This is a genomic window from Rhizobium sp. CIAT894, assembly GCF_000172795.2.
Taxonomy (GTDB): Bacteria; Pseudomonadota; Alphaproteobacteria; order Rhizobiales; family Rhizobiaceae; genus Rhizobium.
Map to the genome: position 1 here is coordinate 284,958 of NZ_CP020950.1, position 13,231 is coordinate 298,188.

General features: G+C 57.9%; 4 protein-coding genes and 4 pseudogenes. 5 read left to right on the forward strand and 3 right to left on the reverse strand.

What is annotated here, in order from left to right:
- Nucleotides 1-328: 328 nt before the first annotated feature.
- Nucleotides 329-966 (forward strand): annotated as a pseudogene (locus tag RHEC894_RS33575) (nuclear transport factor 2 family protein).
- A 455-nt stretch (nt 967-1,421) separates the two neighbouring features.
- Nucleotides 1,422-1,686, forward strand: a pseudogene (locus RHEC894_RS33580) (LLM class flavin-dependent oxidoreductase); the annotation flags it as partial.
- 117 nt (nt 1,687-1,803) lie between these two features.
- Here the strand turns inward: RHEC894_RS33580 and RHEC894_RS25405 are convergent.
- A complete protein-coding gene (locus RHEC894_RS25405; RefSeq protein WP_008536079.1) occupies nt 1,804-2,691 on the reverse strand; it encodes a hypothetical protein in 888 nt (295 codons plus the stop codon).
- 523 nt (nt 2,692-3,214) lie between these two features.
- On the opposite strand from RHEC894_RS25405, the pseudogene RHEC894_RS25410 reads away from it, so the two are divergent.
- From RHEC894_RS25410 to RHEC894_RS25425, 3 genes and pseudogenes are all read left to right on the forward strand, one after another.
- Nucleotides 3,215-3,725 (forward strand): annotated as a pseudogene (locus tag RHEC894_RS25410) (transposase); the annotation flags it as partial.
- Between the two features lie 36 nt (nt 3,726-3,761).
- Nucleotides 3,762-7,070, forward strand: a complete 3,309-nt coding sequence (locus RHEC894_RS25415; protein WP_085739695.1) for a Ulp1 family isopeptidase — start codon at nt 3,762-3,764, stop codon at nt 7,068-7,070.
- A 1,074-nt stretch (nt 7,071-8,144) separates the two neighbouring features.
- Nucleotides 8,145-10,622, forward strand: a complete 2,478-nt coding sequence (locus RHEC894_RS25425) for a Ulp1 family isopeptidase (RefSeq protein ID WP_085739628.1) — start codon at nt 8,145-8,147, stop codon at nt 10,620-10,622.
- 502 nt (nt 10,623-11,124) lie between these two features.
- Here the strand turns inward: RHEC894_RS25425 and istB are convergent.
- Nucleotides 11,125-11,920, reverse strand: a pseudogene (gene istB, locus RHEC894_RS25435) (IS21-like element ISSme2 family helper ATPase IstB).
- Nucleotides 11,920-13,206: an IS21 family transposase gene (gene istA, locus RHEC894_RS25440; protein ID WP_016737538.1), complete on the reverse strand. Its 1,287-nt coding sequence runs from the start codon at nt 13,204-13,206 to the stop codon at nt 11,920-11,922. The pseudogene istB and the gene istA overlap by 1 nt, the downstream one beginning before the upstream one ends.
- Nucleotides 13,207-13,231 lie beyond the last annotated feature (25 nt).

The window sequence follows — 13,231 nt, forward strand, 5'->3', positions numbered from 1 at the left end:
CAAACGGGGATCCAGTCGACATTGGGCTCTTTCTGGCGAACTCGTCGATCGCATTGTCGCCGAATGGACCGTTAGCTACCTTCCACACAAGCGCAGAGAGGCCCTGGCTGTTCTTGCAGACAAAATCCAACGCACCAATGGTCCTTGATTGCGCGGGAGTTGCTGTCCTACGCACGCTGTTTGAGTTCACAGACGTTCCCTGGGAAGTGGCATTGCGAGGCCAAGTCAAGCGCCGACGGCGCGAATGTCCGTTCGCAGATGCATAGAACGCCATTTTCAACTCAAGACCAGACTTGCGACGGGCCATGGACCACGAAAATGGGTCGAATTGCATGATCGCGAAACGATCCGCGACTGTCCTATCGGTATTGCCGCGGGATAGACGGGCGGACGAGGCGGGGCTGCGCAGCTCCTTCTGGCCTGATGCGCAGGACGTTCACGGAGCGTACACGGGCTCCGCCGAGGGATTCATTGAGTTCACGCTTGGTGTCTTCAAGACCGAACCGCGCAACATCCACCAGATCACCAACGTTCTGATTGAGTTTATCAGCCCGGCTGAAGCACCTGTCGAGAGCTACTTCACTGCGCTCCAACGAGGGCCGGACTGCGGCCGGATCAAACGTTGCCAGGTTTCTCCTATGTGGTCGATATTGCGACCATTTTCTGAAAAGGGAAGGGGAGTGGAGAATTGCCGACCGCACAGTGGTCTATGATTGGCTCGAGGAGCAGACACAGCAGGCGGCGTCGCCAGAGTTTGAGCGGTTCGGTTTCAGGCAGCCGATCGGAACATCGCATTCTAACGACCCGGTCTATACGCTCGGAAGCGGCAAAGAGCATGAAAAGCCGAGGCGGAATAGCGGCGCGTTCAGCTGGTGCCGAACTCTTCTTTTCCGGGACGTGGTGCTAACTTGCTGTCATCTGGCTCCTTTAGCGTTAGATCGCATACGCCGGAGCAGGAGAAGCTAATCCATGAAGCAAGCAGACACCCGCCGTCATTACACGCGCTGCAGGCGGGATTGGCCGCGCTCTGGTCGATGCCTTTGCGACAAACGGCGACATTGTCGTTGCCGTGGATCTTCCTGGAAGCGGAACGGTGCGGTGCGGCGTTGCCGCGCGGCCCTGCGATCTTCAATGTGGCCTCGCTGGGCGGGTTGCTGGGCGCCCCAGACGCAACGGCTACGCTGCCTGGAAGGGGCCTGATCTTGATCACGAAAAGTTTGGCATGCGAGTTGGCGTCGCGTCGAGTGGGCCTGACGGCCATAAGAGCTCGGCTATGTGCGCACGCCGATGGTCGAGAACTGGAACGCGCCGACGAGACGGATCTCGCCGCTATTCGCCGACGCGTGCCGATGGGGCCCATGGGCGCGTCCCGATGATGTCGACCGGACCTTGCGGTTTCCGGTCAGCTCGCACGTCGATCATTCATCGACATCGTGTCGGACGGTCGCCTTGGGCTTGGCGACGGGTCCGGATACGAGCGATTCGAGTTCAAGCGCTTCGGTGTCGTTATTCATGAGGCGCCTGGGGAGTACCTGGGTGATCTTTTAGGGGCTCAACCAGAAGGTTTTCGAACCCGACGGCCATTATCAGAAGATACCCCCAACGGCGATATCGTTGCGGACCACCCAGAAGCCAGCCCCGCCAATCTGCATCGCGGCAGGATCGGAGTGCAGCATGAGGCGGGCCGTCGCAGAGAGTCGCAGCAATTATTGCAGTCTCTAATCTTCGCCTGCGTCCTCCCGTAATACAAGGGCGTATCAACTCAGCCGGCGGCGCAAAAAGTCCTCACGATGAGGCAAGCTTTTAGCCGCGGTTCAAATTGAGGTGTTCGAAGTACCAAGACGGGTCATCATCGGATGAATCTGTCTCGACACTGGCGTCACTCGAATGCTCCTCGACACCTGCTTCATCGTCGCTAAGATACTCCACGGTTTTAGAGAGATAACTCCAAGGTTTGTCGGCGCGCTGCCATCCACCCTTGCTATTCTTTGTCCACTTGTCGGGATGTTGCGTAGGGTCGAGCACCCAGCGATTTTCACCCACATTAACGAAACCCATCTGCTCTAGACGGGTTCCCATCTCCGGCGTAGCGGGACGTGACATGATCAACGGCTGTTCGCCGTCGAGTTGAAGTTGATGTTCGAGCAGAATATCGCCTGCGTTCTCGACAAGCGGATGAGTAACGCGAAGGTCTACAATCGACGTGATTCTTCTTCGACCGGGAAATAGTTCCCGCCACGGCTCGTTTTCGATGCTAAATCCATCCTCTGTTCTTAAAAGCCCAACGCTTCGTTCTCCCAGATCATAGCTGAAATATCGCGCGCTGGGCGTATCATTGTCGGTGCCGCCGTAGAGTCGAGCGATGGTAGCCGTACGCAGGGCTTTAGAGGACACGAAGGGCGAGTACTCTTGTGGATTGACGGAAATGTGCTTGATTTCATCACCGTAAAATTCCCTTACTTTTCTGGCAAATGTCGATCTGTCGAGCACCTTAATTGGAGGTTCGGAAGAGAGCGAGTATGGTCGCGTTGGCGACGAAGGCGAAAGAGCATGGGGATCTGGCGTTGATCGGGACGGCATGCCCGTAAGCGTTTGTGCCCCGGTCATATTCTCGATCCACCCCGCCATGGCCCGGGTGCGATCATCTTCCTCGGAAATGTTGTAGCGCAGCGATCGTTCTGAGTTATCCATGGCGGTCTCTCCTGAGAGTGAAAGGTGTGATGAAGCGCATTCTTTTCAGTCGCTTCACATGGGAACGGTGCGCTCACATGTCCGGCCTATAAAGCGGATACGTGACTGCTAGACTCGATGAAGCGGGCGGTGCGCGTTGCATGCGCCGCTCCTGATCCCTTTACCTCAGCCCAAGCCTCGAGGATCCGCGAAAGCGTGGCTCCCTTCGCCAGACCATCGTCGAATCGGCTGACAGTCCGTCGGAGGTGTCTGCGCCGCGGCAGGGCTAAGATTAGCTTGAATGTTAGAGGCGTCTCGGAAAATTTACCGCCCCGCGGGCCTGTTCTGTTTTCACCGTTGTTGGTCTCCAATTGCAGATTACGCATATGCTAGTGCAACCGGACTGGTCGCCATCATGCAAAATCGATATTCTAAGATGCTTTGGAAAAGCGGAGCCACGTGACCCCTTAGGTGGTGAAGGTGACCTGCCACTGCGAATTTCCTCCAGAATTGATTAGAGTCCGGCCCATCAAAGGACGGACGAATGAAGAAGCAGAGGTTTACCGAAGAGCAGATAATTGCGGTACTGAAGGAGCAGGAGGCAGGCGCGAAGGCGGCCGACCTCTGCCGTAAGCACGGGATTTCGGAAGCGACGTTTTACAACTGGAAAGCCAAATACGGTGGTATGGAAGTGTCCGAGGCCAAGCGGCTGAAGGCGCTTGAGGACGAGAACGCCAGGCTGAAAAAGCTGCTGGCCGAACAGATGCTGGATGCGGCCGCGCTCCGCGAGCTTCTTGCAAAAAAAAATGGTAGGGCCTGCCGCCAAGCGTGAAGCCGTCACGCATCTGAAGGCCGTGATGGGTCTTTCGGAGCGGCGGGCCTGCCAGATCATATCCGCCGACCGCAAGACGGTGCGTTATCGGTCCTGCCGACCGCCGGAGGTGGCGCTGCGGGCAAAGCTGCGTGACCTTGCAAACGAGCGTCGGCGTTTCGGCTATCGGCGACTGTTCGTCCTGCTTCGACGGGAAGGAGAGCCGTCCGGCGTCAATAGGATCGAGGTTCCAAATTTGATTTCCGGAGGACCGGCATCGATGTACCCAAGACGGAACCAGCCGCGCGATGACGATTCTCGCGAAGTAAGTGAGTGGATCGAAGGCGTGACCGGAGCTTTCGATACGGACGCCTGGATCCGGGAGTACAATTCACAGAGACGAGATGTGGAACAGGATCTGAGCGACTTGCGCCTCGGTTCGCACGACAGTGACGCCGGCGACCGTGTGCCGCGTCGCAGATCCGTGGGCGGTTCGATGCGAGTGACGCCGCAGTCGTTGGCGCCGGAGAACTCGTTGAGCGGCGCCCGCCACAGCATAGACGTCTCTCGGGCGGGCTCCAGCAGCTTGCGATTCGGCGGCTCGGGGAGCAAGACATCGAGCAATATGGCGGAGGCGGGCGAAGTCGCCGCGGCGCCGCAGGGCAAACGCCGCGGATTTACGTCGCGCATGGCGTCAGGGTTCAAGAAGGCGTTCGGATTGAGCAGCGGCAAGACGTCGTCGCGGAGTTCGGGGCAGCAAGACGTCGATGCCGCAACGGAGACTCACGTGGTCTCAACCAAGGCTCGCGTCGGCGCCAAGCGTGGTCGCCCCGCCGACCGGGACATGCATCCCGATGACGAGACCCGCATCAACCAGTTCGCGGAAGCAGTCCGAAACTACGAAATTCTACCCGACGGTAGCGTCGGCCGAGGGGACGGAAGGGTTCCCGAGGCTACCGTCGAGAACAATTTAGGGATTCTTAGGAGGTTCGCTCGTTGGCTCCGAGCAGAAAACAGAGATTCGATGGCTTCTCGGTTTTTAAACGATCCAGATTCGCTAGCCGGTGATATCGCGGATTACTGGGCAAACGGTGGGGACGATCGTAAGCGTCTTAACTCAGCACTGTCTCATTTCAGGAGGCTCTCGCCTGAGGGGCAAGAACTCCAAGCCGTTGGACCTGGGCCGCGCCTGATGGGGCGCCGAATTCATGTTCCCTATCCCGACGACGCCCTCATTATTGATGCCTTGGCCAACGAAGAGCGGAGTAAGCTCCGACCGGTCTCGACTTCCAAGAGGAATGTTGTCTGGAATATGGCCAGCAATCAACGGAGGTTTAGCGATTGGCTCCAAAGGGAGGGCAGGGAGAGCATCGCCAGTCGCCTGACTGGCAGTGATCAGCAGCAACAGTCGTTAAAGGACGATTACAGTAACTTTACCAACGCTGAAGGAAAAAAAATAAGCGTGAGTTTCGATCGGCTGCGGCAGTATCTAGGCGCTGAGTCGCAGTTGAAACAGCATGATCCCCATCCCGACGACGCCCTCATTATTGATGCCTTGGCCAACGAAGAGCGGAGTAAGCTCCGACCGGCCGCGACTTCCCGGAAAAATGCCAGTAACCAACGAAAATTTAGCGCTTGGCTCAAAAGGGAGGGCAGGGAGAGCATAGTCAGCCGACTCACGGGTACTGATGAGCAGCAACGGTCGTTGCAGGAGGATTTTAGGGCCTTTACCAAGGAGGAAGGAAAAAAAGTGGTCGTGAGTTTAGATCGGCTGCGGCAGTATCTAGGCGCCGAGTCCCAGTTGAAACAGCATAATCCTTATCCCGACGACGCCCTCATGATTGATAGCTTCACCAAGGAAGAGCTGAGCAAGCTCGGATCGGACTCGAGTTCCAAGCGGAAAAGCGTTTTGAATCTGGCCAGCAATAAACGGAGGTTTAGTGATTGGCTCCGAAAGAAGGGTCGGGGGAGCATAGCCAGTCGCCTGACTGGCAGTGATCAGCAGCAACGGTCGTTAAAGGACGATTTGAGGGCCTTTACCAAGGCTGAAGGAAAAAGAATAAACGTGAGTCTCGATCGGCTGCGGCAGTATCTAGGCGCTGAGTCGCAGTTGAAACAGCATAATCCTTATCCCGACGACGCCCTCATGATTGATAGCTTCGCCAACGAAGAGCTGAGCAAGCTCGGATCGGACTCGACTTCGCAGAGGATAGTCGTCTCGAAGCTGGTCAGCAATCAGCGAAAGTTTGGTGATTGGCTGCAAACCAGGGGTAGGGAGAGCATAGCGAGCCGGCTCAACGGCAGTGATCAGCAGCAATGGTCGTTGAAAAAAGATTACCAAGACTTCACCGAAGACATGGGAAAACACACTATCTCTTTCAAGCGGCTTCGGCAGTACCAGCAAGTCGTTGAGGCGAACGCAGCGTCGGGGTTGTCCCCTGAGCCGGCAAGTGGCCGCGAACCGGCCGGTCTGGACGGCCGTTCGGATTCACGTGCCGAGTTCAGATCAACTTCGCCGCTGCAGCAGGTTGATCCACCGATCGAAAGCCGCAGCGGATTGTCGCTCGACCATACCGAATGGCTGGGCGACCAGCATATCCAGACGGATTATGAGCTGCTAATGCAGGACTTGCAGCGAAACGATCCGGATCTCGCAGCCAGGACGCGGCTTATCGATCCCCTGATAGCCCATTATCATCTGCGCCTGGGCGATGAGAGCACCGCGCTGAGCGCTTTCCAGCGCATCGTTAATGATCAGAATGGAAGAGATACAGCCGACTTCCTGTTCCTTCCAGTGAGCGATGCCAGTGCTTCGGATCCTGATCACCGCGGCACCCATTGGTCGCTGCTACTCGTTGACCGTCGCAACCGCGAGGGGCCGGCTGCCTATCACTATGACTCCTTCCGGGGCCAGAACAACGAGTTTGCAGCAATGCTCGCACAAAGGTTGGGTACCCGTCTGGAGCCCGTCCGCATGACCCAACAGCGCAACGACTATGATTGCGGAGTCTTCGTGGTTGACGGCACGCGGGCGCTCGTTAGACGACTGGCACGAAGAGGCCGGCCAGCCGTGCTGCACCTCGACAACCTCGTCGCCGATCGGGAGCAACTCCAACGACGTCTGAGCCCCGCGCCCAACAGTGCTCGAGCGGGGGCTGCGGCGGCTGAACCGGAGTCCTCCACACAGATCGCCGATCCCGCAGAGTTTTGGCATGGAGTGGGTCAACCCGGCCAGCTTCCCGATAGCTGGAATACAGCGACCTTCCGGCAGGATTTGCCGTCAGCCGCCTATTCACCGGTGCAAAGCGTCAATCCGCCAGACGCACCATGGGAGCAAAGCTTGGGGGCATCGATCTTCGGCACCCCACAGTACACGCTGCCTGTGGACGACTTGGGAGGAGCTGTCCCTCCGAGCTGGCAACACCGCAATCAACCGGCACAGGCTGGCCTTCGGCTTGCGATGTCCTGGCTTGAGTTGCTGCCGAGCGCGGACAAACCCCAGACCAGCATCACTATCCATGGTGTGCCCTACACGGCCACTCTGGGGCCATCAGGCATGGAGAACGACATTTACCTTTTCCTGCAATAGGGTGGAGATGGATCGAGCAATAGATGCCAGTGGTTCTTGAAAAAGCACCAAACCGTTGAGAGAGAATCCGTTTTTACGCGGCCACGTGCAGCGCGCCAACCCAGATGAGACGATCCCCAGTGCCGGGGCAACATCGAATGTGCACGTCGTCCGTCTTCCTTCAAAACGTGACGTTTGGCCAGCATCCCAAGAGGCGACGGCTGTCGCATCTGAAGTGTAGACAGATACGGATGCGGGAAGAGCCTCGGGTGCGAAGGATGCTGGCGCGGTCGCTGAAGTGCTTAGTGCCGTCGATGACGGCCTATCCTTTGCGGGTTCTACTATGGCTTCAGGCCCGGACGACCCCCCCATGGCGCCGGATGCATTTCATGCGGCGATCATGAGCCAACGTGTGAGTTGGGTACTCGATGCCGACCCCGTATCCTGCAACTAATGCCTGCGGGCGGGTGCCGCGGTGGACCGACTTGTTCATCACGCAACGATCATTCGAAATGAACGTTGAAAGCTATCGACGACGTTCCACCCATGGGGGTCAAACGCCGGCGCGGCAGGCCAGCCTCATTCGCGACAATCAAAGGCACCGCACAGTTTGTCGCGGAGCGGCAATCAGACCACGATGAAGCTCTTGCCAGCGACAATCAACATGATAACTTCATCCCGACCGCGACATAAGAATCTCATCCAGATTGTCGCGCGCGTCTCATCCTGATCGCCGCCCCATAGGTCGCATAACTATCAGGCGCGCAACGGGTTCTGTCAGCAGCTACACCGCAATGGTTCCGTTGCCTGAGGCGGCGAAATCAGAAAGGCCGGCGGAAAGATTGGTTGGAATCGGAAATTCTGACGGCACCCTTCGCGCTGCATGTTCCACACATCACCCGAAACTGCTGGCGAGCCTCTCAAGCCATGTGCCGGCCTGATGGTCGAGTGCAGACGATTGTCGGCAAGCCGTCGCCATATGGTGTTCGGCCATGCCTTGAGGGCATGATTGGATCTGGCTTTAGCATGCTGGGCGGCGGTCGGAAGGCATTAGGATCGAGGTTCCAAATTTGAATTTCCGGAGGACCGGCATCGATGTACCCAAGACGGAACCAGCCGCGCGATGACGATTCTCGCGAAGTAAGTGGGTGGATCGAAGGCGTGACCGGAGCTTTCGATACGGACGCCTGGATCGAGGACTACTATTCAGAGAGCCGAGACATGGAACAGGATCCGAGCGACTTACGCCTCGGTTCGCACGATAGTGACGCCGGCGACCGTGTGCCGCGTCGCAGATCCGTGGGCGGTTCGATGCGAGTGACGCCGCAGTCGCTGGCGCCGGAGAGGGGTTCGGGGCAGCAAGACGTCGATGCCGCAACGGAGACTCACGTGGTCTCAACCAAGGCTCGCGTCGGCGCCAAGCGTGGTCGCCCCGCCGACCGGGACATGCATCCCGATGACGAGACCCGCATCAACCAGTTCGCGGAAGCAGTCCGAAACTACGAAATTCTACCCGACGGTAGCGTCGGCCGAGGGGACGGAAGGGTTCCCGAGGCTACCGTCGAGAACAATTTAGGGATTCTTAGGAGGTTCGCTCGTTGGCTCCGAGCAGAAAACAGAGATTCGATGGCTTCTCGGCTTTTAAACGATCCAGATTCACTAGCCGTTGATATCGCGGATTATTATTTGGCAAGCGGTGGGGATGGTCGGAACCGTCTTAAGTCAGCACTGTCTCATTTCAGGAGGCTCGCGCCTGAGGGGCAAGAACTCCAAGCCGTTGGACCTGGGCCGCGCCTGATGGGGCGCCAGATACATGATCCTTATCCCGACGACGCCCGCGTCATTGATAGCTTGGCCAAGGAAGAGCTGAGTAAGTTCGGACCGGTCTCGACTTCCCGGAATAATACCAGTCACCAACGAAAGTTTAGCGCTTGGCTCAAAAGGGAGGGCAGGGAGAGCATAGTCAGCCGGCTCACCGGCAGTGATGAGCAGCAACAGTCGTTGAAGGAGGATTTTAGGGCCTTTACCAAGGAGGAAGGAAAAAAAGTGGTCGTGAGTTTCGATCGGCTGCGGCAGTATCTAGGCGCCGAGTCGCAGTTGAAACAGCATCATCCTTATCCCGACGACGCCCGCATCATTGATGACCTAGCCAAGGAAGCGCTGAGCAAGCTCGGATCGAACTCGACTTCCAAGAGGAATGTTGTCTGGAATATGGCCAGCAATCAACGAAAGTTTAGCGCTTGGCTCCAAAGGGAGGGCAGGGAGAGCATAGTCAGCCGACTCACCGGTACTGATCAGCAGCAACAGTCGTTGCAAAAAGATTACCAAGACTTCACCGAAGACATGGGAAAACACACTATCTCTTTCAAGCGGCTTCGGCAGTACCAGCAAGTCGTTGAGGCGAACGCAGCGTCGGGGTTGTCCCCTGAGCCGGCAAGTGGCCGCGAACCGGCCGGTCTGGACGGCCGTTCGGATTCACGTGCCGAGTTCAGATCAACTTCGCCGCTGCAGCAGGTTGATCCACCGATCGAAAGCCGCAGCGGATTGTCGCTCGACCATACCGAATGGCTGGGCGACCAGCATATCCAGACGGATTATGAGCTGCTAATGCAGGACTTGCAGCGAAACGATCCGGATCTCGCAGCCAGGACGCGGCTTATCGATCCCCTGATAGCCCATTATCATCTGCGCCTGGGCGATGAGAGCACCGCGCTGAGCGCTTTCCAGCGCATCGTTAATGATCAGAATGGAAGAGATACAGCCGACTTCCTGTTCCTTCCAGTGAGCGATGCCAGTGCTTCGGATCCTGATCACCGCGGCACCCATTGGTCGCTGCTACTCGTTGACCGTCGCAACCGCGAGGGGCCGGCTGCCTATCACTATGACTCCTTCCGGGGCCAGAACAACGAGTTTGCAGCAATGCTCGCACAAAGGTTGGGTACCCGTCTGGAGCCCGTCCGCATGACCCAACAGCGCAACGACTATGATTGCGGAGTCTTCGTGGTTGACGGCACGCGGGCGCTCGTTAGACGACTGGCACGAAGAGGCCGGCCAGCCGTGCTGCACCTCGACAACCTCGTCGCCGATCGGGAGCAACTCCAACGACGTCTGAGCCCCGCGCCCAACAGTGCTCGAGCGGGGGCTGCGGCGGCTGAACCGGAGTCCTCCACACAGATCGCCGATCCCGCAGAGTTTTGGCATGGAGTGGCTCAACCCGGCCAGCTTCCCGATAGCTGGAATACAGCGACCTTCCGGCAGGATTTGCCGTCAGCCGCCTATTCACCGGTGCAAAGCGTCAATCCGCCAGACGCACCATGGGAGCAAAGCTTGGGGGCATCGATCTTCGGCACCCCACAGTACACGCTGCCTGTGGACGACTTGGGAGGATTTGTCCCTCCGAGCTGGCGACACGGCAATCAACCGGTACCAGATGACCTTCTGCCTGCAATGTACTTGTTTGACTTGCTGCCGAGCGCGGACAAACCCACCAACTTCAGTATCCATGGTGTGCCCTACACGGCCACTCTGGGGCCATCAGGCATGCAGAGCGACATTTACCTTTTCCTGCAATAGGGTGGAGATGGATCGAGCAATAGATGCCAGTCGTTCTTGAAAAGCACCAAACCGTTGAGAGAGAATCCGTTTTTACGCGGCCACGTGCAGCGCGCCAACCCAGATGAGACGATCCCCAGTGCCGGGGGCGACATCGAATGTGCACGTCGCCAGTCTTCCTTCAAAACGTGACGTTTGGCCAGCATCCCAAGAGGCGACGGCTGTCGCATCTGAGGTGTAGACAGATACGGATGCGGGAAGAGCCTCGGGTGCGAAGGATGCTGGCGCGGTCGCTGAAGTGCTTAGTGCCGTCTATGACGGCCTACCCTTTGCGGGTTCTACTATGGCTTCAGGCCAGGACGAAACCCGCCCATGGCGCCGGATGCATTTCATACAGCGATCATGAGCCAACGTGTGAGTTGGGTGCTCGATGCCGACCCCGTATCCTGCAACTATCAAACTATGCCTGCTGTCAAGCGAAGTGAAGATTTGACCCCGTAGGCGAAACGAAGAACTGACCCCTTCATTGATTTGCTGTTTCGTTTGTCTCAAGCGCTGTTCCGGCCTTCTGCAGAAGGCCGGAACGGCGCTTTTCGCGAAGCCTGTAGCTATCACCTCGGATGGTGATCACCGTCGAATGGTGCAGCAGGCGGTCCAATATCGCGGTGGCGACGACAGGGTCTCCAAAGACGCTCCCCCACTCTCCGACCGATCGATTGGAGGTAATCAGGATCGATCCCCTTTCATAGCGGCGAGAGACCAGTTGGAAGAACAGGTGGGCGGCGTTAGCTTCGAAGGGCAGATATCCCAGCTCGTCGATGATCAGCAGTTTCGGCCGCGATAGGATTGTCAACTGCTTGTCCAATGAGCCATCGTTATGGGCCTTGGCGAGCATCGCAACCAGAGTGGCCGCCGTGACGAATTGAACGTTGTAGTTCTGGCGGATTGCTTCTCGGCCAAGACTGACAGCAAGGTGCGTCTTACCGGTGCCCGGAGGTCCGAGGAATAGGACGGTGTCGCCGTGAGCAATCCAGCGGCAGGTTGACAGCTCCCTGATCTGTCCTCGATCCAGCGAGGGCTGTGCCTCGAAGTCGAAGCCATCGAGTTCGCGTACGAAGGGGAACTGCGCCAACTTGCTCGACATCGAGATGCGCCGTTCATCGCGCCGGGCAATCTCTCGTGAGACCAGGAACGCCAGAGCTTCGCGCAACGTCATCTTCGAGCGCCTCGTCCAGCAACGTGTCGAGTTGATCGCGGATCGCCGTCAGCTTTAGCCGATCGAGTGTCGCGATGAGTAAATCGTGATCGACGGTCGTCATCACCAGCCACCTCCAACAACGGCCTCGTATTCCGCAAGAGGTCGCAGCAAGGCGGCTGGTGCCAGCTCGACTGGAGCGGTGCGAACCAGTCCTTCGCTACCCGCGAAGCCAACAAAGTGATCCCGGTCGACGATCCGTTGTCGCCGTCCCTGGCAGAGAGGATGATCGGCCACAACCTGGCCAGCGTGACGGATAATTACACGGCCAGCCAATACAACGACTTGGACGCTCTCGCCGATGAGACGCCAGGGTACGGAATAGCTGTTTGTGTCGAGATCGATGGCGCAGTCCGCCTGCACTTTGCGCACGAGGTCGCGTAGTTGTCCAAACGGTACGCGGCCGGATAGCGGCCGAAGGGCTTCGGCCTCCGCAGCAAAGCGTTCAATTGGTGCTTCACCAGTCGTGCCGTGTTCTCGTCGGTCTGCGATCTCTCGTATCCATCGGTCAAGGTGCGCCTCGAACGAAGCCCAGTTCTCAAACCGGCGACCAGCGATAGCATTCTTCTTGACGTACCCGACCCCGCGCTCGTCCTTCCCCTTTGTTCGCGCCCGGTAGGGAGCGCAAGCGCGTGGCGCGAAGCCCCAGTAACGGGCAAACGCCCAGAGTCGCGCATTGAAGCGAACCTCCCGGCTAACCGCGTCGTGATGTTCGACAAGTGCCTTCGCATTATCCAGCAAAACCTCAACGGGAACGCCGCCAAACCGAAGAAACGCGCCTTCCATCCCCTCGAACCAATCTGTCTGCCCTTCTCTCAATGAGGCACGGATATGAATGCGTCTGGAATAGCTTAGCGTGGCGACAAAGACGTTTACCCGAAGCCGCTCGTCACCGATCCAGACACGCGTCTGCCCGAAGTCGATCTGCAACTGACGACCAGGCGGCGTTTCAAACCGCACTGTCGCACGCTTTTGCGCCTTGAGTTCCCGCCGCCATTCCCGGACTCGAAGCTCTACCGAACGCAAACCGATGATAATTCCATGCTCGCTCGCCAGCTCCTGCCGGATCACATCGGCATTGCCATCATGGCGAAAGAAGCGTTCACGAAGCCAATCATCAAGGCCATCAAAAGCACTCCTCCGAACCGGCTTCTTGAAGGGTACCGCTCCACCCTCACGAAGATATCGACGGACAGTGTTGCGAGCACATCCAAATTCCTTCGATAGACGCTTGGCACCCCAACCAAGCTCGTGCAGCCGCAACATTGCCACCACCTCATCTGCCTCAAGCATATCTTCGCCCTGCATCGTTCCCCACGATGCAGGATGCGCTGAAATCGCACTTGTCATCCATCTCTCCTCGTTGTCACACGAG